This window comes from Capnocytophaga sp. oral taxon 863 str. F0517 (assembly GCF_000466425.1).
GTDB lineage: Bacteria > Bacteroidota > Bacteroidia > Flavobacteriales > Flavobacteriaceae > Capnocytophaga.
This window is the reverse complement of sequence record NZ_KE992087.1, coordinates 49,721-73,030: the sequence shown is the minus strand read 5'-3', so window position 1 is coordinate 73,030 and position 23,310 is coordinate 49,721. Positions and strand designations below refer to the sequence as shown.

19 protein-coding genes are annotated in these 23,310 nt (G+C 42.1%); 13 read left to right on the top strand and 6 right to left on the bottom strand.

Annotated features, from left to right (window positions below):
* From HMPREF1551_RS01350 to HMPREF1551_RS01320, 7 genes are all read left to right on the top strand, one after another.
* Positions 1–1,533: a type I restriction-modification system subunit M gene (locus HMPREF1551_RS01350; RefSeq protein WP_021627197.1), complete on the top strand. Its 1,533-nt coding sequence runs from the start codon at positions 1–3 to the stop codon at positions 1,531–1,533.
* On the top strand, positions 1,533–2,819 hold the full coding sequence (locus HMPREF1551_RS01345) for a Fic family protein (RefSeq protein ID WP_021627196.1): 1,287 nt from the start codon (positions 1,533–1,535) through the stop codon (positions 2,817–2,819). Before HMPREF1551_RS01350 ends, HMPREF1551_RS01345 begins: the two co-directional genes overlap by 1 nt.
* Positions 2,816–3,988, top strand: a complete 1,173-nt coding sequence (locus HMPREF1551_RS01340; RefSeq protein WP_021627195.1) for a restriction endonuclease subunit S — start codon at positions 2,816–2,818, stop codon at positions 3,986–3,988. The genes HMPREF1551_RS01345 and HMPREF1551_RS01340 overlap by 4 nt, the downstream gene beginning before the upstream one ends.
* An 8-nt stretch (positions 3,989–3,996) precedes the next feature.
* Positions 3,997–5,331, top strand: a complete 1,335-nt coding sequence (locus HMPREF1551_RS01335; protein ID WP_021627194.1) for a hypothetical protein — start codon at positions 3,997–3,999, stop codon at positions 5,329–5,331.
* A 12-nt stretch (positions 5,332–5,343) separates the two neighbouring features.
* Complete coding sequence (locus tag HMPREF1551_RS01330) at positions 5,344–8,550, top strand: type I restriction endonuclease subunit R (protein WP_021627193.1); 3,207 nt, start codon at positions 5,344–5,346, stop codon at positions 8,548–8,550.
* On the top strand, positions 8,550–9,221 hold the full coding sequence (locus HMPREF1551_RS01325; protein ID WP_021627192.1) for a M48 family metallopeptidase: 672 nt from the start codon (positions 8,550–8,552) through the stop codon (positions 9,219–9,221). The genes HMPREF1551_RS01330 and HMPREF1551_RS01325 overlap by 1 nt, the downstream gene beginning before the upstream one ends.
* A 64-nt stretch (positions 9,222–9,285) precedes the next feature.
* The gene (locus HMPREF1551_RS01320) at positions 9,286–10,158 is read left to right on the top strand and encodes a geranylgeranylglycerol-phosphate geranylgeranyltransferase (protein ID WP_034544069.1); all 873 of its coding nucleotides are present in this window, start codon (positions 9,286–9,288) and stop codon (positions 10,156–10,158) included.
* Between the two features lie 125 nt (positions 10,159–10,283).
* On the opposite strand, the gene HMPREF1551_RS01315 is transcribed toward HMPREF1551_RS01320, so the two are convergent.
* From HMPREF1551_RS01315 to HMPREF1551_RS01305, 3 genes are read right to left on the bottom strand one after another with little or no spacing between them, the layout of a single operon-like run.
* Entirely contained in the window at positions 10,284–10,967 is a 684-nt protein-coding gene (locus HMPREF1551_RS01315) for a hypothetical protein (protein WP_021627190.1), read from the bottom strand.
* A 2-nt stretch (positions 10,968–10,969) separates the two neighbouring features.
* Positions 10,970–11,458, bottom strand: coding sequence for a phosphoribosyltransferase family protein (locus HMPREF1551_RS01310; protein WP_021627189.1), 489 nt, complete (start codon positions 11,456–11,458; stop codon positions 10,970–10,972).
* Positions 11,459–11,476: 18 nt separating this feature from the next.
* Complete coding sequence (locus HMPREF1551_RS01305) at positions 11,477–11,845, bottom strand: RNA-binding S4 domain-containing protein (protein ID WP_021627188.1); 369 nt, start codon at positions 11,843–11,845, stop codon at positions 11,477–11,479.
* Between the two features lie 453 nt (positions 11,846–12,298).
* Between HMPREF1551_RS01305 and HMPREF1551_RS01300 the strand changes: the two genes are divergently transcribed.
* From HMPREF1551_RS01300 to HMPREF1551_RS01275, 6 genes are all read left to right on the top strand, one after another.
* A complete protein-coding gene (locus HMPREF1551_RS01300; RefSeq protein ID WP_021627187.1) occupies positions 12,299–13,111 on the top strand; it encodes an FKBP-type peptidyl-prolyl cis-trans isomerase in 813 nt (270 codons plus the stop codon).
* A gap of 66 nt (positions 13,112–13,177) precedes the next feature.
* A complete protein-coding gene (locus tag HMPREF1551_RS01295; protein WP_021627186.1) occupies positions 13,178–13,894 on the top strand; it encodes a CDP-alcohol phosphatidyltransferase family protein in 717 nt (238 codons plus the stop codon).
* On the top strand, positions 13,881–14,720 hold the full coding sequence (locus tag HMPREF1551_RS01290) for a DUF4476 domain-containing protein (protein WP_021627185.1): 840 nt from the start codon (positions 13,881–13,883) through the stop codon (positions 14,718–14,720). The genes HMPREF1551_RS01295 and HMPREF1551_RS01290 overlap by 14 nt, the downstream gene beginning before the upstream one ends.
* Positions 14,721–14,877: 157 nt before the next feature.
* The gene (locus HMPREF1551_RS01285) at positions 14,878–15,471 is read left to right on the top strand and encodes a Uma2 family endonuclease (protein ID WP_021627184.1); all 594 of its coding nucleotides are present in this window, start codon (positions 14,878–14,880) and stop codon (positions 15,469–15,471) included.
* 285 nt (positions 15,472–15,756) lie between these two features.
* Complete coding sequence (gene rpoB, locus HMPREF1551_RS01280) at positions 15,757–19,566, top strand: DNA-directed RNA polymerase subunit beta (RefSeq protein WP_021627183.1); 3,810 nt, start codon at positions 15,757–15,759, stop codon at positions 19,564–19,566.
* A 112-nt stretch (positions 19,567–19,678) separates the two neighbouring features.
* Entirely contained in the window at positions 19,679–20,497 is an 819-nt protein-coding gene (locus HMPREF1551_RS01275; protein WP_021627182.1) for a phosphatase PAP2 family protein, read from the top strand.
* On the opposite strand, the gene HMPREF1551_RS01270 is transcribed toward HMPREF1551_RS01275, so the two are convergent.
* From HMPREF1551_RS01270 to HMPREF1551_RS01260, 3 genes are all read right to left on the bottom strand, one after another.
* The gene (locus HMPREF1551_RS01270) at positions 20,494–21,858 is read right to left on the bottom strand and encodes a TolC family protein (protein ID WP_021627181.1); all 1,365 of its coding nucleotides are present in this window, start codon (positions 21,856–21,858) and stop codon (positions 20,494–20,496) included. The two genes, HMPREF1551_RS01275 and HMPREF1551_RS01270, sit on opposite strands and share 4 nt — an antisense overlap.
* 99 nt (positions 21,859–21,957) lie before the next feature.
* Entirely contained in the window at positions 21,958–22,566 is a 609-nt protein-coding gene (locus HMPREF1551_RS01265) for a TetR/AcrR family transcriptional regulator (protein WP_021627180.1), read from the bottom strand.
* 179 nt (positions 22,567–22,745) lie between these two features.
* Positions 22,746–23,156: a helix-turn-helix domain-containing protein gene (locus tag HMPREF1551_RS01260; RefSeq protein ID WP_021627179.1), complete on the bottom strand. Its 411-nt coding sequence runs from the start codon at positions 23,154–23,156 to the stop codon at positions 22,746–22,748.
* Between the last annotated feature and the right edge of the window lie 154 nt (positions 23,157–23,310).

The window sequence follows — 23,310 nt, the reverse complement described above, 5'->3', positions numbered from 1 at the left end:
ATGGAAGATAACAAGATAACGAGGGACATTATTAACAGTATAGTATGGAAAGCATGTGATACGCTGCGCCCTGTCATGGGAAGTGGTCAGTATAAGGATTATATCCTTACCTTACTTTTTGTAAAATACCTCTCGGATGTACGTAAGGAAAAGGAGGCTCTTTATAAGGAAAGATACAAAGGGAATGAGACCATGATAGATAGGCAGTTACAGAAAGACCGTTTTGTCATTCCTGAAAAAAGTACTTTTGACTATTTGTACGACCATCGTAACGAGTCCAATTTAGGCGAAGTGATAGATATAGGGCTTACCGCTTTGGAAGAAGCCAATCGCAGCAAGCTAACCAATGTATTCCGCAGTATCTCTTTCAATTCAGAAGCTGTTTTTGGCCCTACCAAGCAACGCAACGAGATACTCAAAAAACTCCTTACTGACTTCCTCAATTTAGACCTTAAACCCTCACATCTTGCAGGTAACGATGTGATAGGTGATAGTTACGAATACCTCATCGCTCACTTTGCTGGTGAAGCGGGTAAAAAGGCTGGCGAGTTCTATACTCCTTCAGAGGTGAGTACCCTCTTGGCTAAATTGGTAGTTCCTAAGGCAGGCGACCGCATTGCCGACCCCGCTTGTGGTTCGGGTTCACTCCTGATAAAAGTAGCTAAAGAAGTACAAGGCAAAAACTATTCACTTTACGGGCAGGAAAATAACGGTAGTACTTGGGCACTATGCCTGATGAATATGTTCTTGCATGAACAAGATGCGGCAACCATCACTTGGGGCGACACCCTGAATCACCCCCAATTGATAGAAAATGATGCGCTGATGAAATTTGATGTGGTGGTAGCCAATCCTCCTTTTTCGTTAGATAAATGGGGGGCTGAAAATGCAGCTGCTGATCCTTACCAACGTTTTCATCGCGGCATCCCTCCTAAAACTAAAGGAGATTATGCCTTTATTAGCCATATGATTGAGACCACCCACGAGACTAACGGACGGGTGGGAGTGATTGTGCCTCACGGGGTACTCTTTCGTGGTAGCTCCGAGAAAATTATTAGGCAACAACTCATAGAGGAGAACCTGTTAGAAGCGGTAATAGGCTTGCCTGCCAACCTATTCTACGGCACCAGTATTCCGGCGGCTATCCTGATTTTCAACCGAGCAAAAGGAGCTAATACTGATGTACTTTTTATAGATGCGAGCAAGGCTTATGAAAGTGGCAAAAATCAAAACCATTTGCGTGATGAGGACATTAGCCATATTGTTTCGGTATATCAGAACTACAAAAAAGCTAAGCCCATTAACGGTAAAAAAGGCAGTGTAATAGAAGAACGTTTTGCCTATCGAGCTACTTTAGCAGAGATACAAACTAATGACTACAACCTAAACATTCCACGCTATGTAGATACTTTTGAGCCAGAAACTTTGGTAGACATAGCTACTGTACATAGTGAGCTGGGACAACTAAAACAAGAGCTCAGCCAAGTAGAGCAACAAATAGAACAATATTTAAAAGAATTAAACCTTGTGTAATGACAACAGATATTTTAAACTATATAGACCAACTTTCGGCTACCTACCATAGCCTACTTCCTATGAGCCCTGAGAACCAGCGCCGATGGGATAAAAAAGTACGGTTGGAGTACAATTATAATTCTAACCATATAGAGGGAAATACGCTTACTTATGGAGATACTCAATTGCTATTACTCTTTGATGAAACCCATGGGAGCCACCCCATGAGAGACTATGAAGAAATGAAAGCCCACGATGTAGCCTTTCAGAAAATAAAAGAATGGGCAGCTGACACACAGATGCCTCTTACGGAAAAGGATATTAGGGAGCTTAATCAAATTATTCTCGTACAGCCTTTTTGGAAAAACGCTATTACCCCCGATGGGCACCCCACCCGCCGGCAAATAATGGTAGGGAGCTATAAGACCCAACCCAATTCGGTACGCTTGCCCAATGGAGAGCTGTTTGAATACACCGCTCCACAAGAAGTACCTATACAGATGCAAGAACTTATGGAGTGGTATCGCGATGAGCAAACCGCTTTGCACCCTGTAACCCTTGCGGCTATGTTTCATTACAAATTTGTGTGTATTCATCCTTTTGACGATGGTAACGGACGCGTATCGCGTTTGCTAATGAATTACGTACTTTTAGCACATAAGTTGCCCCCAGTGGTTATCAAATCAAGTGACAAACAGAACTATTTGCACGCACTCCACTTAGCTGATACAGGACAATACGAATCCTTTATACGCTATATAGCAGAACAAGTAGTGAGTAGCTTGGAAATGGCAATCAAAGCAGCTAAAGGCGAAAGTATAGAAGAGCCTGATGATTTAGACAAAGAAATTGCACTCCTTGCTCGACAGCTACAACACCAAGAGGCTTACAAAACCCCTCAACAAGTGCTAAACGTTTTTCAATGGGCACAGCAAAAGCTCATAGCCCCTTGTGAAGCTGTATTGCAAAAGTTTGACAAACTATTTCAGGAGAAGAAAAAAATAGAATGCCTTAATGATATTCAAGTTGATTTCAGCACTTTGATTGAACTGCCTAAAGAGGTGGATTCTCTTACATATGAGTATTGTTTAAACCAAAGATATTATATAGAAAATGATACTCTTTTTAAGACTACTATAGAAATACAGTTTCAAGAAAAACATTATGAGTTAAGTATAAAAATAGTAGACAGTGAGCTTTTTAAAGAGAGCTATCCTTATGGCACTTTTCCAGATGATGAGCGTATAAGCATTTTACCCCAACAATTAGGCAAGAAACTATTAGCAAAAGTAAAAGAAGTATGATAACAAATATACCCAAACATTGGAAAATAAAGAAGTTAGGAGAGATAGGTATTTTCTTTAAAGGGAAAGGTGTACCCAAAAATAAAATTACAGATACAGGTTTCAAATGTTTAACTTATGGAGACTTATATACTAAGTACAATTTTGTAATAGAAGGTGTAAAATCATTCATTGATAAAGAAACAGCTCTTATAAGTCAAGAAATAAGATATGGAGATATTTGTTTTGCAGGCTCTGGCGAAACCTTAGAAGACATTGGGAAGTGTGCTACTTTTATTGATGATGAAATAGGATATGCAGGAGGAGATATTATAGTGTTTAGAACCGAACAAAACCCAATTGTAATGTCTTATCTATTAAATTCTGATATTGCCAAAAAACAAAAGTTTAGTATGGGACAAGGACATTCGGTAGTTCATATATATTCATCTCAATTAGAAATGCTAAAACTTCCTCTTCCCCCATTAAAAGAGCAAGAAAAGATAGCCGAGATACTACTTACTTGTGATAAAGCTATTCGCCTTACCACCCAAATTATCACCCAGCTAAAACAGCGCAACCAAGGGCTTGCCCAACAGTTGCTAACGGGAGAGAAAAGTAATTATAAAACTATTGGGAAATATATAAAAGAAATATCCAATAGAAATTCTAATCTCCAAGTAAAAAAAGTACTATCTGTTACAAATAGCAAAGGTTTTATTAATCAATTTGAGCAATTTGGAAGGGAATTAGCTAGTTCTGATGTTTCTAATTATAAAATAGTAAGTAAAGGACAATTTGCATACAATCCTTCAAGAGTAAATGTAGGCTCTATAGATTTACTACAAGATTCAGAAATAGGCATATTAAGCCCTATGTACATAGTTTTTGAAACTAAAAAAGACTATTTATCATCTAAATTCTTATACTATCATCTAAAATCAAATAGTTTTTTAGTTCGTATACCTACATATGTACAAGGAAGTGTAAGAGATACATTGTCTTTTAAAGCTCTTTCTGAAATGGAATTTTTTATTCCTAATATCGAAAAACAAAAAAAAATTACAAAAATTCTTGATACTGCCCATCAAGAGCTCAAGCTATACGAACAAAAACTACAACTCTTGCAAGCTCAAAAGAAAACACTGATGCAAAAGTTGCTTACTGGAGAAGTTTTAACAATAAAATAAAAAGAAATATGAAGCATTTATTAATTACAGGAGCAGGAGTTGACCGCTCCAAAGGTATTGATTTTCCCTTAGCAAACACTTTGTTAGGCGGAATAACTGGTTTTCTAAAGACAGAAGAAGGAAAACGTATTGATGAAGTATTAAGAGAAATGCTTCCTAATATGAGATTTAGCTTCAACAGTATGATAAAGACAGCTGTTGATAAAATTGTAACCAGAGAGCCAGACGAACAAAGGAAAATGGTTAAACGTGTTCAAGAGGCTATAAAAGGATTAAGTGAAGATGATAGAATCTACAAGCACGGAATGCTAATCATTAGGCTTTTTAACAAATTAGTTACTATTGCTGAAAACAGCAATTTAGATGAGGAAATTGAGAATTTAATTCGTGAAGTTTTTCCTAACAAAGCTGATGATTTGATTGATAGTGATTCTATCTTAGACATTCACAAGCTTTCATTATCTGATACTTTTAAAGAAATTCTTAAAATTACACTAAGATTAGGCCTTGAAGGTAAATCTCACGCTGTAGCAGAAGCTTTAGGGGCAGAAATGCTAAATATTGAACTTCTTTTAATAGAAAAATTCTTAGGTTTCTATAACAATAAAAGTGCTGATATTAAGAGCTACATATATATTTCTTGGGTACTGTGGGCTTATCTTGTATTTAAGCAGAAAGAAGTACTAGAGGCACTTTCCAAGAAAAGGAATGCTAAAATGCCTTTCTATGGAAAATTACCAACATCTTTAAGAGCTATCACTCTCAACTATACTTCCTTTTTAGAGAATCAATTAGGCAAGGAAAATGTTATCTATTTTCATGGAGGACTTGCTGAATATGTAAGAATGGATACGAGAAATCTATTGCCAATAGAGGATCTAAACCACTTAAATGTGAGTGAGTTTTTACACTCCACTATCAAACCTTCTATTGATGTAACCAACAATAATATTGAAGAACAAATACATATCATTCCTTCTTTAGTTCCGCCTTTGAGACTAAAACCCATACTCTCTTACAAATACATTGAGCTCTGGGCTAAAGCTTCAGAATGGGTTCAAGAGGCTGAACACATAGTTATTGTGGGCTATTCTTTCAATAGTGCTGACGAACATTTCAATGATATTTTAAGAAATCTGCATTTTAACAAGAAAATAGACATCATAGTTCCAGAAGCTACTACTGAGTACTTTAAAAGTAGAATAGAAAAAATATTTGAAATCCCTGCAAATCAGTTTGACAGAGTTCTTGTACAGGGAAAAGAAGCTTTAAAAAAAAATAATATCAGACTTATTAAAGCAATAGCTACTGATATAGATATAGACAAACTACTCAACAGCTAAAATTTAATCTTTATGCACTACCGAGAAGAAATCATATCGCAAATACCCGCTCTGCAACTCCTAATAAATATGGGCTATCAATACCTGTCGCCCGAAGAAGCTTTGGCTATGCGGGCTAATAAGTATAGTAATGTACTGCTGGAACCTATCCTCAAGGCGCAACTTACCAAGATAAACCGTATTCACTACCGCGGGAAAGACTATGATTTTTCAGCAGAGAATATCCATGCGGCAGTGGCAGCTCTCAAAGAACTCCCCACTCAGGAGGGCTTTATGGCGGTAAGTCAACAAGTGTATGATCTGCTTACCCTTGGTAAATCCTTTGAGCAAACTATCGGTGGTAGCAAGAAAAGTTATTCTTTTCGGTATATAGATTGGGAAGTCCCAGAGAACAATGTCTTTCATGTAAGTGAAGAATTTCAGGTAACACGTACTGCCCGTAATGATTATTACCGACCTGATATTGTACTTTTTATCAATGGTATTCCTATAGTAGTCATAGAGTGTAAAAGCAATGTGATAAAAAATCCTATCACAGAGGCCATTTCGCAGCACTTGCGCAACCAGAAAGACGATGGCATACGCGAGCTGTACCAATATTCACAGCTACTGTTGGCTTTGTCAGTGAATGAAGCTCGTTATGCTACTACAGCGACCCCCCTAAAATACTGGCAAGTATGGCGTGAACTCTTTGGTAGCCAAGAAGTGCAAGCACAAGTAATGGAGCAACTGAAGGAGCTTAAAAATAAACCTCTGCCTAGAAAGGAACAGGAGGCTCTTTTTGCAAAACACAACAAGGAAATTCAAGATTTTTTTCATCAAAGAGCACAGGAGGAGGTGCTACTTGTCGAGCAAGACCTTTTGCTTTATTACCTTTGTCGCAAAGACCGTTTGTTGCGCCTTATGCAGTACTATACTATTTTTGATAATCATATCAAGAAGATAGCTCGTTATCAACAGTTTTTTGCCGTGGAGGACACCTTAGCAAGGGTAAAGCATATAGAAAATGGTAAGCGTACAGGAGGGGTTATCTGGCATACTCAGGGGAGTGGTAAATCACTAACTATGGTCATGCTGGCACAACTTTTGGCTGTGGATAAGAACATTAAGCACCCTAAATTGTTATTAGTAACGGATCGCACGGATCTTGATAAACAAATAAGTGAGACCTTCAAAAAATGTAACCTACCTGTGGTGAAAGCCTCTACAGGCACTAACCTTACAGAACTGCTAAGAGAACGTACAGATAGAGTGATTACTACGACCATTCACAAGTTTGAAACTGTAGTAAATCAATTAAAAAAAGCGCTTACCTCATCGGAGATATTTGTACTGATAGACGAAGCTCATCGTACCCAATATGGCAGTTTAGGAATAAAAATGCAACAAGTATTCCCCAAGGCTTGCTTTATTGCTTTCACAGGTACCCCCCTGATGAAAAAAGAGAAAAACACAGCGGCTAAGTTCGGAGGTATTATTGGTACCCCCTATACGATTACCGATGCGGTGGCCGATGGAGCAATAGTACCGATCCTCTATGAAGGTAGGCACAACCAATATGATCTGAATGAAAAACCCTTAGACAACTATTTTAATCGTGTCTCTGATCCTCTTAATGATTATGGCAAAGCAAGCTTAAAACGCAAGGTAAACAGTATTGCCCAGCTCAATGATGCCGACCAGATTATTCAGGCGCGTGCTTGGGATATAGCAGAACACTTTAAAAACAATGTACAAAATGAAGGTTTTAAAGCAATGCTAGTAACCCTCAGTAAAACCGCAGCCATAAGATACCAATACTATCTAGAGAAAGAATGCAAACTTAATTGTGAAGTGCTGATTTCTGCCCCTGATATGAGAGAGAATAATGACGATCTCTTAGAAGAAGATGATTATAAAGTAGGCTCTTTTTACAAAGCTATGATGGACATCTATGGCTCTCCGCAAAAATATGAAGATAGCCTTATCAATGGATTTAGAGATCGAGAAGAGCCTGAATTATTGATTGTGGTAGATAAACTCCTCACAGGTTTTGATGCTCCTATTGTAAAGGTCATGTATCTGACCCGTGGTCTCAAAGAGCATACCCTTTTGCAAGCGATTGCACGTGTAAACCGTGTGAAAGAGGGTAAGGATTATGGACTTATAGTAGATTATTATGGCAACTTGGAAAACCTTGATAAAGCCATTGAAATGTATGGTTCTTGGGAAGATTTTGAGGCAGACGATCTCAAGGGAACTGTTACCAATGCTGCTAAAGAAATTGAAAAGCTACCGCAACTACACTCGCAGTTGTGGGATATTTTCAAAACCATAAAAAATAAATACGATACCGAAGCATACGCGGAACTATTATCAGACAAAGAAAAAAGAGAAACATTTTATGAACGGTTTTCCCTTTTTGCACGTATGCTGAAGTTAGCCTTTTCGTTAGTGGAGTTTGGTACACCTGAGAATGCACCTACTATAGAGCGTTATCAAAAAGATTTGAAGTTCTTCCTCTCCTTGCGCACCGATGTAGCACGTCGTTATTTTGACACGATTGATTATACCGAATACGAAAAGCAAATAAAGAAACTGATTGATAAACATATCATTACCGATGGGGATTTTTTACAAATCACTGAAAAGATAGATTTGTTTGACAAAGAAGCGCGAGACAAAGCTTTAGAAGAAATTAAAGGGCATGCCTCCAAAGCCGACCATATCGCTTCGCGTACCGAGAAGGCTATCAGTATAAAGATGGATGAAGACCCTGTTTTTTATCAAAAACTCTCTACCCTTATCAGGCAAACCATTGAAGCTTATCGGCAAAAACGCATAGACGAATTGGAGTATTTCAACAGGGTGAGAGATTATGAAAAACAGTTTTTTGAAGGAACACAATCCGATTTACCAGAAGCTTTGATAGGAAATAAAAAAGCTACTGCTTTCTATAACCTCTTAGGCGAACATCTTAAAACTCTTGATACCTTGCCTAATACTGTTCAAAAGGTAGAATGGGCTTTGCAGTTAGATTTGCTTATCAACCACATTATCTACGAAGAGGGTACCCCTATTGTAGATTGGCAACAAAACAGTTTATTGGTAAGCGAAATAGCACAAACTATAGACGATTTTTTCTACCAGCTAAAACAACAGCAGGGTGTAGAAATCTCTTTTGATATAGTAGATACCATTATAGAAGAAATCGTAAAAGTAAGTAAACAAATAGGATAATGAGCACTCACTACGAACTTTTTTATACAGATAGGAAAACCTTAGGTATAAAGGTCTATCCTGATACTTCAGTAAAGGTATTTGCTCCTATAGATACCCCTTTAGAGGTGATAGCACTTCATGTGGAAGCTAAAAGCAGATGGATCAAAAAACAGCAAGCGATCTTTGAGACTTATCTACCTAAGCTCCCTCCTCGCCAATATGTGGGAGGGGAGACTTTTCTGTATTTAGGTAGGCAATATATGCTAAGAGTAGAGGAATCTGAAGAAGAGGTAGTGAAATTCTATCAGGGGCGATTGGTAGTAAAAACGCTTAATCCCTCTTCAGAACAAGTAAAAGCACTATTGCAAACATGGTATCGCACAAGAGCAAAGATTGTTTTGAGTCAACTTTTCTCGCAACAGTTTTTTTTATTCAATAGATTTCAGTTAGAGAAACCTACCTTAGTTATAAAATCTATCGAAAAGCGTTGGGGGAGTTGTACTACTGGAGGAAAGATTATTCTAAATGAGGAGCTTATCAAAGCTCCTGTATCCTGCATTATCTATGTGATATTACATGAACTCTGTCATTTGGTACATTATAACCATAGTGGAGCATTCTACCGTTTATTGGAATCCTTTATGCCAGATTGGCGGAGATGGAAACAGCTTTTGGAGTTGATGAGCTAATTTGTTTTTCTTGGAAAAATTGCTTACTTTTGCAGGAAATAAAAACCAAATACGCGATTATACTATGTGGCAGGTGAAAAAGAAGCAATTTTTGGGGCTTTTCTCGGTAGTAAGGGGGTATAATATCCTGCTGCTGTGTATTGCCCAATACCTGACGGCTATTTTTATGCTCTCGCAGGCACCCATAAGGGAGGTGCTGCTGGATGGGCGGCTCTTTGCCATCGTGCTCTCTGGGGCTTTGGCTGTGGCGGGGGGCTATATCATCAATGCGTTCTATGATAAGGAAAAGGATATGATCAACAAGCCTACACGGGTGATGATTGAGCGCTTGGTGGGGCAAAATACGAAGCTGACGCTCTACTTTGTATTGAATTTGCTATCGATATTTGTGGCCAGCTATGTGTCCTTCCGGGCGGTGGTGTTCTTCTCTATCTATATTTTTATGATGTGGTTCTACTCGCATCGAATCAAAAAGGTGGTACTGGTAGGCAATATTGTCTTTGGGGTGCTCTCCATCATTCCTTTCTTTGCTATATTCGTGTATTATCATAATTTTGAGAAGGTAATCTTCGTACATGCGGCCTTTCTTTACTATCTGCTTCTGGCTAAGGACTTTGTGAAAGACCTTCAGAATATCAAGGGGGATTTTGCCTTGGGCTATCATACCATAGCGACCGACTATGGGGAGCGAAGTTCGAAGCAGCTCATTAGCTTGCTGGTGGGGCTGACCCTTATCTGTGTGTATTTCCTTACCTCTTTCCCGGATACTGGAGCGATGAAGTATTATTTCATCTTGGCGGCAATCGTATTATTAGCTGTCTTTACTCCTATTCTATGGCGTAGCAAAACGGAGCTACATTATGCCTTTCTCTATAATCTGCTCAAGGTGATTATCGTGGTGGGGGTGTTCTGTATAGTGTTGGTAAGACGACAATAAATAATGACAAGTGACAAATGAATAATGACCAATGAATAATGAAAAATAAAGCCAGTGAATACTTGGAGCAGGGTATGTGGGTGAAGTGTGAAATAAATAAAAGTAGGGCGAATGGTCATTCGCCCCTACAGTTTTCTTTTTCCTTTGAGATACCAGTAGCCTTTGTTTGCAGCAAAGCCAAGGGCAAAGAGGCAGAGGAAGAAGAGGAATACCTTGCCAAGGAGGGCAAAGTGGATAGGGTCGCTCTTAGGGACATAGATGATTTGGGCACTTGCGGTGGTGGTAAGGCCTAAGAGTATGATGAGGATATTGATGAGCAGATGTACTTCCAGTCTGAGGTCTTTCTCCGGTAGCAGCCACGCGATGGCCTTAGTACCCAGTAGCGTAAGGGCGAATAGGGCGAGGCAGGCATAGAGGGTGGTTTGGGCGAAGTCGGCTCCGGGGAAGAAGAAGAAGGCTTGTGCCAGCACATAGATAAGGCTGGGGAAGAGCAGCAGGCCGGGGAAAGCACGGAGGATGCGCTGGGCTTTGCTCTGTCGGTTTTGGTAATAGTCCCTTAGCGCTACAAAGCAAAAGAGTAGTCCGATAGCCGATTCGATGGTTACCAATACGGCCAAGTCGCTTAGGATTTTGGGTGAGGCAAGCCACTGGCTGAGGGTGGTCTGCGATTGCTCAGAGGCAAAATCGTAGCCAAGCCATAGGAAAACAGTCAAGATTCCTGCCCATAAAGCAGTGAAAGACAATCTCCAAAAGCTGAGCTTGAGGAGTGTATTGAAAAAGATAAAGATAATCAGTAGTGCAATTAGCATAACTATTGTAAATAAGCGTGAGGTTCTCCTTCAAAGCTCACTTCGATATGTTCCTGTAGGGAGGTGGAGAGGGAAAGTCCTTTGAAGTCGGCCTTGATAGGGAATTTTTTATGATTACGATTGACCAGTACGGCGGTTTTGAGCTGCTTGAGGGGTACCTCCAAGAAGTGCTTGACCCCATAGATAAGGGTGGCGCCACTGCTAAGGACATCATCGACTAAGACGACGGCCTGGTGGGTGTATTCCTCCACAGGTAGGGAGGTGGTTACTGGAGCTAAGACATTGGTTTTGTTGACCTTCACTCGGCATAATACCACAGGGATAGGGCAGATTTGGGAAAGCTCCTGATGTAATTTTTCGGCAAAGATGTATCCGTTGCTTTCGATGCCAGCAAGGATGATCTTTTCTTGATGTATATTGGCTTCATAGATCTGGTAGGCAATGCGTCGGATCTTGTGAGCAATCTGTTCGGGGGTGAGAATGGTAGTCAAGGGTTCAATGATTAATGGTTAATTGTTAATTAGGAACTCGTCGAGTTCGCGGCGGTCTTTTTTGGTGGGGCGTCCTTCGCCTTTTTGTCGGTAATATTCTTGAGCTTGTTGTTGCTGCTTGGCTTGCTCGAAGGCTTCTTGTGGGGTATGGTCGGTACAATAGAGGCTCACGAGCTTGGCACCTACGCGGGATTCGGGGAGGTCATTAACCTGAATACGGTAGGTGATTTGGTCTTTTTTTATCTGTATTTCATCCTGAGGGAAGACTTCCTTGGAGGGCTTGGCGGTCTCCCCATTGACACGGATATGGCCTTTCTTGCAGGCCTCGGTGGCAATGCTGCGAGTTTTGTAATAACGGATACACCAAAGGTACTTATCGAGACGCATCTTCTGTAATTGTTAATTATCAATTGTTAATGGTTAATGGTCAATGATTAATGATGTGAATCAATAGTTAAAAAATAGAAGCATAAATATCCAAATAAGTTGTAAAAAGCTCATTATCAATATTTTTTTCTTTACATCCCCCTAGCCCCCCTCAAGGGGGGAATCACAGAGTGGCATCAAGTAAAATAGAGAATAATCACACTTGAATATACTGAATATCAGTATTATAGTTCAGCGTTCTACAATTCCCCCCTTGAGGGGGGTAGGGGGATGTAGAAAAAAATATATTGAATATCAATGAATTACTATATAAAGTGTGTTATTTTAACTATTGATTCGCATTAATAACTAACCACTAACTATTAATCACTAAAAAATTAAAGTGAAAAATTTCATGCAAAAATACGAGATTTTTTCGTAACTTGCACCCAAATTAAAGTATTTATTTTTCAAATGATAAAAAAGCATATTTTATTGGCGAGTTTGGCGCTGTTAAGCCTGTATTCATGTAAGAAGGATGAGGATGAAGGACAGAAGATTCGAGAGATGACGGAGGTAATTCCGGAGAACGATAGGGCGATACAGGCGTACTTGAAGAGCCATTATTGTGAGTTGGATGGAGAAGGAAAGGTGGTTTTGGGCTCCATGGAGGGGCATAGCGACAAGACTTCCCTATGGGATAGCCCAGAGCTGAAGCGCAAAGTGATTAAAGTGCCCGACCAGCACGGGAACTATATAGAAAATACGATGTACTACCTACTCCTACGAGAAGGTACCGGAGAGCAGGCTACCGTGGCGGATAACTCCTTTGTACTCTATAAGGTGCAATCGTTAGGAGGAAAGGTATACGATGATGGCAGCCATTTTGCACAACGCAATTGGTTAGACCTACTTGGCGCGGAGGCCAATGCCTACAGAGGGGGTACCGTGGTGGGCTTTCGTGAGGCTGTGGCACTATTGAAGGCTTCGGCTTCGACCTCCCTCACTGAGGAAAGGGATGGTAGCTTGGTATATCCTACCGATAGTGGGATAGGCGTTTTCTTTATGCCATCGGGGCTTACTTACTATACAGGTACCACAAGTATTCCTGCCTATAGTCCGCTGCTATTTGAGATTAACTTAGTGAAGACCAAGCGCTACGACCACGATGGAGATGGTATTCCCTCGATAGAGGAGATACGACATCATCAGGATGGTACCATCACTTTCCCAGACTGTAATGGAAATAACAAAGTGGATTACTTGGATGCGAATCCTTGTCGATAATGATTAATGTCGGCAATGATTAATGCCAATAATAAAACAGTCTGCAAATTTAAAAAATGAAAAGTAATGAAAAAATTTGTCCCTAATTTTATCACATTGCTGAATCTCAGTTGTGGGATAGTAGCCCTTCGGTATGCGATGGATCAGGCCTTTGATATGGCCTTGTTTTGGTTTTTCTTGGGGATTGTCTTTGATTTCTTAGATGGCTTTGCTGCTCGTTGGCTTGGGGTGAGCTCTGCTTTGGGGGTAGAGCTGGACTCGCTGGCCGATATGGTGACCTCGGGGCTGGTACCAGGGCAGGTGATGTATGCCCTTATCAGCTATAGTACGGCTTCTTATGGAGATGAGGTACATTTCTATCTGCCCTTTGCGGGCTATTTGGTGACCTTAGCTTCGGCTTATCGTTTAGCTCGGTTCAATATAGATACTCGCCAGCATGAATCTTTTATAGGACTTCCCACGCCTGCCAATGCGCTTTTTATCCTTTCGGTGGGCTATATGGTGCAGCAAGCCGAATACATCAAGGTATTGCCCCTATGGGCGGCACTACTTATCACAGGAGTGAGCTGTTACCTGCTCAATAGTAATTGGCCGCTTTTTGCCCTGAAGTTTAAGAATTTCTCACTTAAGGAGAATGCTATCAAGTATATATTTCTGCTTTTGAGTGCGATTCTGTTGCTTTGTTTTCGAGTAAATGCGTTTGCCCTTATCATTTTGGCATACATCTTGCTATCGATAGGGAGTAACCTATTTAAAAACAAAGTAAAAGATGAAACCAATTAGTCTATTCGTGGCTTTGCTCCTCAGTTCTGTGGTTGGAGCACAAGAGGCAGGAACTATAGGGAAGCTGCTAAGGAATGAAGCCCGAGCTTCAGATATCAATTCGGTTCGGATACAGGTAGATGTACAGGGAGGAAGAAACAAACGTCCTGACCTACGACAGTATAGAACCGCTCCAGACCAATACCAATGGAATAGGACACCTTATAGTTATTCAGAGGTATTCTTGCGCATTCCCGATAGGGGCTACTTTACCGTAATCCTTGGCGATCAGCAGATAAGTGGCGCTACAGGGAAGTTTCGCTTCTTCGATGTGCCTTCGGGAGCGGTACCTATGTCCATCTACTTAGATGGCTTTTTGGTGTATCGCACTACTCTTATGGCTGAGCAGAATAGCCGTAGCGTATTGGATTATTTTGTGCAGTATGGGCTCTATGAATTAGCGGTCTATCCGGTAGATAGGCAATGGTACGGCGGGGACTGGAATGAAATATGGAACAACCCATATCAGGCCGGATGCCACTTAGCAGGAGATCCGCGCATCCCGGTTATGCCTGAGGAGGTTTTTGTCAATTTCTATAAGGCCTATAAGCGCCTTCGTTTCGATAACGAGCGAATGGCCTTTGTCAAACAACAAAAACAGACCTCCTATACTTCTGCACAAATAGGGATGCTTCTTCAAGCGCTTGATTTCGAGAGTAATAAAGTAGAAATGGGCAAGCAACTCTATGAGGTGTGTGCCGATAAAGGAAATTTCTTCAATGTGTATTCCGTTTTTACCTTTGATAACTATAAAGAACAATTAATGGAGTATGTCACAAATAAGTGAACAGTGAAGAATGAACAGTGAAGAATGAATAGTGAACAGTGAATAGTGAACAGTGAATAGTGAACAGTGAACAGTGAATAGTGAATAGTGAAGAATGAACAGTGATTTAAAACTAAAAACTAAGAACTCAAAATTCAAAACTCAAAACTAATGTAATATGGTTATAACCAATATCAATCAGTTGGATGTAAATGGGACTTATACCTATGCGGATTACCTGCTTTGGAGATTCAAGGAGCAGGTGGAGTTGCTGCGGGGTAAGCTCTTTAAGATGTCTCCGGCACCACGAGAGATTCATCAGCGGGTCTCTATGCGTCTTTCAGGAGAATTGTATACTTTTTTTAAAGAACGAACATGTAGGCTCTATTCTGCACCTTTTGATGTGCGCCTGCCTATGAAAGGTAAAGGAACAGCTGATAACCAAATATATACCATAGTGCAACCGGACTTATGTGTGGTGTGTGACCTTGAAAAGATAGATGGGAGGGGCTGTATAGGAGCACCGGACTTGGTTGTGGAGATTCTCTCTCCCTCCAACTCCCGCAAAGACCTCAAGGACAAATACGAAATCTACCAAGAGGCAGGGGTTCCGGAGTATTGGATCGTGGATGCTGATGACAAGGCTATATACCGCTATGTGCTGGAAGGGGATATCTATATAGGATTGCCACCTGTCTCAGAAGGAGATGTGTTCCGCTCCAAGAAATTCCCTGAAATGGAAATAGATACGAAAATAGTGTTTAGAGACTAATGACCAATGACCAACGACTAGTGACTAATGACTAATGACTAATGACTAATTACAAGTGACGAGTGATAATTTAATAAATTATTAACGTGTTGTAAAAGGGAAATAACAAATAAAATGATTAAATTTGCCCCCTTGAAAGAAGTATGTATAGTGTAACAAAATAAGTTATTGAGAACCAGCACTTAGGAGGGAAATCCTGGGTAGCTGGGCTTTGTTATAGTGTATATATTTGTCTAAATGGCTGATAGTGAGAGCCATTTTCATTAACCATTTATATTATAATAGATGCTTACTAACCAACCTGCCAGAATTAATTTTGCTTCTACTAAGCATGTGCCTGATTATCCGGATTTTTTGGATATTCAGGTAAAGTCGTTTCAGGACTTTTTCCAAATGGAGACCAAGTCGGATGCGCGAAGCAATGAAGGGCTGTATAGCACCTTCAAGGAGAATTTTCCTATTACCGACACCCGGAATCAGTTTGTTCTTGAGTTCCTTGACTACTTCATAGATCCGCCTCGCTATTCCGTAGAGGAATGTATAGAGCGAGGGCTGACCTACAGTGTTCCGCTGAAAGCACGTTTGAAATTATTCTGTACAGATCCTGAGCATGAGGACTTTGAGACCATCGTACAGGATGTCTACTTAGGGACAATTCCTTATATGACCACCAGTGGTACCTTCGTGATCAATGGGGCGGAGCGTGTGATTGTCTCTCAGCTACACCGCTCTCCAGGGGTGTTCTTCGGGCAGTCCTACCATGCTAATGGAACCAAGCTCTATTCGGCACGTATTATCCCTTTCAAAGGCTCTTGGATAGAATTTACCACGGACATCAACAATGTGATGTACGCCTATATAGACCGTAAGAAGAAACTTCCAGTAACGACCCTTTTCCGCGCTATCGGTTTCGAGCGTGATAAGGATATCTTGGAGATATTTGATTTGGCAGAAGAGGTAAAAGTTTCCAAAACAGGACTTAAGAAATATTTGGGACGTCGCTTGGCGGCTCGTGTGCTCAATACCTGGCATGAGGACTTCGTGGATGAAGATACCGGAGAGGTAGTATCTATAGAACGTAATGAGATCATCCTTGACCGTGATACGGTTTTGGAAAAAGAACATATAGATGAGATTGTGGATGCCAATGTAAAGACCATTCTCCTACACAAGGAAGATGAGCATGCGGCAGATTACAATATTATCCATAATACCTTGCAGAAAGACCCTACCAACTCCGAAAAGGAAGCGGTAGAGCACATCTATCGCCAATTGCGTAATGCAGAACCACCCGATGAGGAAACAGCACGCGATATCATCGATAAGCTCTTCTTCTCCGACCAACGTTATAACTTGGGGGATGTAGGACGTTACCGAATGAACAAGAAATTGTCCTTGGACATTCCAATGGAAAAGCAGGTGCTTACCAAGGAAGATATTATCACGATAGTGAAGTACCTCATAGAGCTGATCAACTCCAAAGCGGAGGTGGATGATATCGACCACCTTTCCAATCGTAGGGTGCGTACGGTAGGGGAGCAGCTCTCTGCACAGTTTGGCGTGGGGCTTTCCCGTATGGCACGTACCATTCGTGAGCGTATGAATGTACGTGACAATGAGGTCTTTACCCCATTGGATTTGATCAATGCTAAGACGCTTTCTTCGGTAATCAACTCCTTCTTTGGAACCAGCCAGCTCTCCCAATTCATGGATCAGACCAATCCGCTGGCCGAGATTACTCACAAGCGTAGGCTCTCTGCCCTTGGGCCTGGAGGTCTCTCTCGTGAGCGTGCAGGCTTCGAGGTACGTGACGTACACTATACCCACTATGGCCGTCTCTGTCCTATTGAAACTCCAGAGGGGCCTAACATCGGGCTTATTTCCTCCTTGGCGGTATATGCGAAGGTGAACTCCATGGGCTTTATCGAAACCCCTTACCGCAAGGTAGAGAATGGAAAAATTAAGCTCGACGAACTCATCTATATGAGTGCAGAGGAAGAGGAAGGCCTTAAGATACCACAAGCCAATATCCAAGTGGATGACGAAGGAAATATCCTTGAAGAGCGCTTGGTAGTGAAGGAAGATGGAGACTTCCCTGTAATCTCCCGTGAGGAAGTGGACTATATAGACGTGGCACCGAACCAGATTGCCTCTATATCGGCTTCGCTAATTCCTTTCTTGGAGCATGACGACGCGAACCGTGCGCTGATGGGCTCGAACATGATGCGCCAGGCAGTACCGCTCTTGCGCCCTGAGGCTCCTATTGTGGGAACCGGCTTAGAACAACGCGTGGCTACCGACTCTCGTGTGCTGATGAATGCTGAGAGAGAAGGAACAGTAGAATATGTAGATGCCAATAAGATTGTAATTCGCTACGATAGAACGGAAGATGAAATCTTGGTTTCTTTTGATAGTGAACTTACTACCTATGACCTTATTAAGTTCCGCCGTACCAACCAAGGGACTTGTATCAACCTAAAACCAATTGTACGCAAGGGGGATAGGGTGAAAAAAGGACAAGTACTCTGTGAGGGGTATGCTACCCAGAATGGAGAATTGGCCTTGGGTCGCAATATGAAAGTAGCCTTCATGCCATGGAAGGGATACAACTTCGAGGATGCGATTGTAATCTCCGAGCGTGTGATTCGTGAAGATATCTTCACTTCCATCCATATAGACGAATATACCCTTGATGTACGTGATACCAAGCTTGGGGTAGAGGAACTTACCAACGATATTCCTAACGTATCGGAAGATGCTACCAAGGACTTGGACGAAAATGGTATCGTACGTATCGGAGCCAATATCAAGCCAGGAGATATCCTCATTGGTAAGGTAACTCCTAAGGGAGAAAGTGATCCTACTCCGGAAGAAAAATTGCTTCGTGCTATCTTCGGGGATAAGGCTGGTGACGTAAAAGATGCTTCCTTGAAAGCCTCTCCGTCCCTCGAAGGAGTGGTTATCGGTAAGAAACTCTTCGCTCGTGCGGTGAAAACACGCCAAAAACGCAGCAAAGAGAAAGATGAGGCCGCTGCCCTTGATGCTGACTTTATTGCAAAGGCAGAAGCCCTCAAGGATCGTCTGCTTGAGAAGCTCTTCTTCTTGGTCAATGGTAAGACCTCTCAAGGGGTATTCAATGACTTAGGAGAGGAAATCATCCCTAAGGGAAGAAAGCATACTCAAAAAGGACTTAAAGAGATAGAAGACTATACCCACTTGGTATCCGGCGGTTGGACAACGGATGAGCATACCAATGAACTGATCAACGACCTTATCCACAACTATAAGATCAAGCTCAACGACCTACAAGGAATGCTTCGTCGTGAGAAATTCACCCTATCGGTAGGGGACGAACTTCCTTCAGGTATCATGAAATTGGCCAAGATCTATATCGCTAAGAAGCGTAAGCTCAAGGTAGGGGATAAGATGGCGGGTCGCCACGGAAACAAAGGTATCGTAGCACGTATCGTACGTGATGAGGATATGCCATTCTTGGAGGATGGAACTCCAGTGGATATCGTTCTTAACCCGCTGGGGGTACCTTCGCGTATGAACATCGGTCAGATCTACGAAACAGTATTGGGCTGGGCAGGACAGAAGCTCGGCTTGAAGTTTGCCACTCCGATTTTCGATGGGGCATCTCTTGAACAAATTACAGAATATACCGAAAAGGCAGGGGTGCCAGCCTTTGGACATACTTACCTCTATGATGGAGGTACCGGAGAGCGCTTCGACCAGAAAGCGACCGTAGGGGTAATCTATATGATTAAGCTCGGTCACATGATTGATGATAAGATGCACGCGCGCTCTATCGGGCCTTACTCACTGATCACACAGCAGCCATTGGGAGGTAAAGCCCAGTTCGGTGGTCAGCGTTTTGGAGAGATGGAGGTATGGGCATTGGAGGCTTATGGTGCATCCAGCACTTTGCGTGAAATCTTGACAGTGAAGTCCGACGACGTAATCGGTCGTGCCCGTACTTATGAGGCGATCGTTCATGGAGATACCATGCCAGAACCAGGCTTACCAGAATCCTTCAACGTACTTATGCACGAGCTTAAGGGATTGGGCTTGGATATCAGATTAGAAGAGTAAAATAGGGGAATCGCCTCATATACTCGCTTATGCGACTTTGCCCCTACAGAAATTCCAAACTACTGAGTATTCAATAGTTTGGAATTTTCTTTTGTAAGAAAAATAAAAGAACATGAAAAATATATGTTTGCTTATCATATTAGGCTTTTTTAGCCATGGCATACAGGCACAAGAGATGGTAAGGGATACCCTAACACTTAGTGAAGTGGTGCCAGATACGCAGGTACAGGGAGCAGAGGTACGAGATACGATAATGAATCGTTCTTCTATAAAGCCTTGGTCGCTGGCAATCCCTGCGGTACTTATTGCGCGTGGCGCTTTGTCCATCGATTCGCGATTTGACCACAAATTGCAGCGCTATGTGACGGACAATGTAAAGGGAAAACTACGGATCGATGACCACTTGCAATACCTACCTATCGCGGGGGTATTTTTATTGCCCAATATCGGAATAGAGCCCGCTCATACGCTTAAGGAACGAGTGCTTATCGGGGGGGCGGCCTATGCGATGACGGCCGTTTTTGTCAATTCGATAAAATATACCGTTCGGCAGCTTAGGCCGGATAATAGTGCGCATAATTCGTTTCCATCGGGGCATACCGCTACCGTATTTACTGGAGTGGAGATGCTCTACCAGGAGTACAAGCACAGTGCGCCTTGGGTAGGGATTACGGGCTATATCGTGGCCACAGGAGTGGGGCTCTTGCGTATCTATAACAATCGGCACTGGGCATCGGATGTCACCGCAGGAGCCGGTATCGGAATCCTCTCGGCCAAGCTCTCCTATTTGCTTTTTCCCTATACCTCCAAGCTCCTACACCGAAAAAAAGAGAGGACAGCGGGCAGCGTATCCTCTCTGGGTATGATGGCCTTTCCTACCTATGATGCTACTACACGAGGGGTAGGAATGGGAGTGGTTGTTTCGTTTTAGTTCTTTAGAACATCCAACCTGCCCTGCGCCTTAAGAAGGTCGATTTCGGCCAATTTGTAAGAGAGTAAGGCGTTGGTATAGCTATTTTTAGCATCGGAGAGGGCACGTTCGGACTCGAGTAGGTCGTTGAGCGAAGCCAATCCCTGTTGGTAGTTATTTTGAGTATTGGTGAGCACCTCCTGAGCGAGCTTCACGTTTTCCTCTTGGGTTTGGATGGTGAGCAGGTTGTTAGCCAACTGGGTTTGTGCATTTTCCTGCGCTAAGTCCATCGCCAAGCGGGTATCCTTGAGTGTTTGCTCGATAGTCTCGATCTCAATCAAGGCCTGTTGTACCTTGGCACGAGAGCCGAAACCGGAGAAAATAGGGATCTTCAACCCCAAGCCAATAGACGAATAATCAGAGCCATATACCTTATCTTTTTTTCCGTAGAAGAGCGGAATTTTAGGCCCCATACGTAGGTAGCCATAGGTTGCCTGTAGGGCGAGGGAAGGGTAGAGGCTACCGCGGGTTGCCTGAGCGCTGAGGGAGAGGAGTTCCTTTTGTTTTTCAAGGGCTTTGATCTCCACACGGTTGGAGGCATCCCCTTTTTCGAAAGCGAGACGGAAATCCGCCTTGAAAGCATCCTTAGGCAGGGAGATAGGTTCGGTAATAGGCATTCCCATGAGATACTTCAGTGCATGCTTGGCCAAGGCAAGTCTGCTGGAGGCCTGCTGCTCGGCTGATTTGAGGTTGTTCAGCGCCACGGTCACGCGGTCGAGGTCGATTTTCTTAGCCAAGCCCGCCTTGAAGGAGCCTTCCACCACCTCGGCTGTTTTTTCAGTCAGGGTGCGGTTGGCCTGTATATTCTCGAGGGCTTGTTGTCCCTGATACACTTGCCAATAAGCCTGGGCAACTTTCTCGATAATCCCGTTTTGGGTCAGTTGTTCATTGATCAGATAGAACTCACGGGTGGTACGAGCTGCCTTAAGGCCGATAAATACAGCCTGATTGAAGATCACCTGGGTGAGCTTCAGCTCGGCATTGGAGTTCCATTTTTGTCCCATCTCCATTTTGATAGGTTCGTCGGGTAACACACCAGGCGGCATCCCAGGCATAGCGAAAGTGCTGGCATCGATATAGGTAGCCTGTAGCTTGGGGTTGTAGCTCATGCCAGCTGAGCCGGCGATAGTAGGCAGCGCATTGGCGCGCGCCTCTTGGATTTTATACTCGCTTTTTTTGATTTCTAAGCGTGCTTTTTGGGCATCGGCCTTGCTCTTGAGCGCATAATCAATCGCTTGGGCGAGGGTAAGTTCGCTGGTTTGTTGCGCCCAAAGACTTGTAGAGGCGCAAAGGGTAAGTATTGAGATGAAAATACGAAACATCTTTTTTAATGGTTAATTATTAATGGTTAATTATTAATGATCAATTCTTATAGAGTTCAAGGATTATAAGGTTTTAGTTTGATAGTTGCTGGCATCTGATTACTGACTTTTTACTTTTTTTAAGACATTTTCAAGTTCTTGGAGGCCTTTTTCATTGACAATGATTCTAAAGAAATATTCCATAAGGGTATATATCGTGTCCCAAAAAGGAAATTCTCGCTCATCAAAAGTATCGCTGAAAGTACGTAGGCGCTGCACACTGCTGTAGAAGACCTTATAAAAAGATACATTGATATTCTTTCTGAAGAGTCCTTCTTGCCAGCCTTTCTCCAGGAGTTTGTCAATAAAAAGCGCATCGGACTTAGTAAATTCTATCTCCATACGCTCATAGGTTTTAGGGAAATATTTTTTGAGTTCCCAAATAGGTTTGGTACTAATGAGGTTAAAGAGATTTTGTACTTCTTTTTGATTGCGAAATACATTTTCAATAACGGAGCCTTCTCCTAAAACGAATTTGTCTACTTGGTGACAACTCATTTCCAAGGCATAGTCCAAAGTGGCCTCTACCAGTTCGCTTTTGGAGGAGAACTGCTCATAAAGGCTTTTTTTGGAGATGCCAAGGTTGTTGGCCAAGTCGTCCATAGTAAAAGATTTGAAGCCATACTGCATAAAGTAAAATAAGGCCTTTTGAGTAATGTCTTTCTTCATTCTATAAGATAAAAAGTAAAAAGTAAAGCGAGAGAGTTAGCCAAATATGTGGTAAGAGAATAGAACTATTCTTCACTTTTAACTCTTTGTTCTTTACTTCTTTTTTCGGGGGCAAAGGTAAAACAAAAAAACTTAATAAACAAAAAAAGTTTCCAAGTTTTTTGTTTAGTGGTGGATGATTAAAGACTTTTCACTATTAGTCTTTTAAATTCGGGGTTGAACTTAATTTGGTCACGATATTGTTGTAAAAGCCTATATACGGAGGCTCCGGAGCGTTGTAGCAGGGAGGCGATGTCCTCTATGGAGTATCCTTTTTGCGAGGCTAAGTGAGCAAATAGCAGGCGGGCATAGACCCATTTGGCGGTGCGCTTGGGCAAGACCATCTCTTCGAGAGAGAGACCGGTGGTTTGTTGTACTTGCTTGAGGAGTTCCGCAAGTGACTCATTGGAGCCGGTAGGCTCTTCTTTCTCGGGATAGGGTTGGTTGTAGGAGAGTGAAGCTCCTAAGGTTTCGGCTGCACTACAGAGCAACTGTAGCGCTCGGCTGTCGGCTGTTTGTAGGGCGTTTTCAGGTAGGGAAATAAGAAGCATTTTTATAATGATTAATGGTTAATGGTTAATTGTCAATGCGAATCAATAGTTAAATAACTAGAAATATATACATCTACAAAAGTTGTAAGTGTCTCATTATCAACGATTTCTAATTACATCCCCCCCTTCACATACTCCGCTCTCGCGGACTTCC

What these genes read in the sequence shown, in the direction of transcription:
- HMPREF1551_RS01270 (WP_021627181.1), bottom strand. Translation starts at nt 21,858, where the DNA reads ATGTTTCGTATTTTCATCTCAATACTTACCCTTTGCGCCTCTACAAGT.
- HMPREF1551_RS01340 (WP_021627195.1), top strand. Translation starts at nt 2,816, where the DNA reads ATGATAACAAATATACCCAAACATTGGAAAATAAAGAAGTTAGGAGAG.
- HMPREF1551_RS01260 (WP_021627179.1), bottom strand. Translation starts at nt 23,156, where the DNA reads ATGCTTCTTATTTCCCTACCTGAAAACGCCCTACAAACAGCCGACAGC.
- HMPREF1551_RS01320 (WP_034544069.1), top strand. Translation starts at nt 9,286, where the DNA reads ATGTGGCAGGTGAAAAAGAAGCAATTTTTGGGGCTTTTCTCGGTAGTA.
- HMPREF1551_RS01285 (WP_021627184.1), top strand. Translation starts at nt 14,878, where the DNA reads ATGGTTATAACCAATATCAATCAGTTGGATGTAAATGGGACTTATACC.
- rpoB (WP_021627183.1), top strand. Translation starts at nt 15,757, where the DNA reads ATGCTTACTAACCAACCTGCCAGAATTAATTTTGCTTCTACTAAGCAT.
- HMPREF1551_RS01325 (WP_021627192.1), top strand. Translation starts at nt 8,550, where the DNA reads ATGAGCACTCACTACGAACTTTTTTATACAGATAGGAAAACCTTAGGT.
- HMPREF1551_RS01265 (WP_021627180.1), bottom strand. Translation starts at nt 22,566, where the DNA reads ATGAAGAAAGACATTACTCAAAAGGCCTTATTTTACTTTATGCAGTAT.
- HMPREF1551_RS01315 (WP_021627190.1), bottom strand. Translation starts at nt 10,967, where the DNA reads ATGCTAATTGCACTACTGATTATCTTTATCTTTTTCAATACACTCCTC.
- HMPREF1551_RS01350 (WP_021627197.1), top strand. Translation starts at nt 1, where the DNA reads ATGGAAGATAACAAGATAACGAGGGACATTATTAACAGTATAGTATGG.
- HMPREF1551_RS01305 (WP_021627188.1), bottom strand. Translation starts at nt 11,845, where the DNA reads ATGCGTCTCGATAAGTACCTTTGGTGTATCCGTTATTACAAAACTCGC.
- HMPREF1551_RS01290 (WP_021627185.1), top strand. Translation starts at nt 13,881, where the DNA reads ATGAAACCAATTAGTCTATTCGTGGCTTTGCTCCTCAGTTCTGTGGTT.
- HMPREF1551_RS01345 (WP_021627196.1), top strand. Translation starts at nt 1,533, where the DNA reads ATGACAACAGATATTTTAAACTATATAGACCAACTTTCGGCTACCTAC.
- HMPREF1551_RS01295 (WP_021627186.1), top strand. Translation starts at nt 13,178, where the DNA reads ATGAAAAAATTTGTCCCTAATTTTATCACATTGCTGAATCTCAGTTGT.
- HMPREF1551_RS01335 (WP_021627194.1), top strand. Translation starts at nt 3,997, where the DNA reads ATGAAGCATTTATTAATTACAGGAGCAGGAGTTGACCGCTCCAAAGGT.
- HMPREF1551_RS01300 (WP_021627187.1), top strand. Translation starts at nt 12,299, where the DNA reads ATGATAAAAAAGCATATTTTATTGGCGAGTTTGGCGCTGTTAAGCCTG.
- HMPREF1551_RS01330 (WP_021627193.1), top strand. Translation starts at nt 5,344, where the DNA reads ATGCACTACCGAGAAGAAATCATATCGCAAATACCCGCTCTGCAACTC.
- HMPREF1551_RS01275 (WP_021627182.1), top strand. Translation starts at nt 19,679, where the DNA reads ATGAAAAATATATGTTTGCTTATCATATTAGGCTTTTTTAGCCATGGC.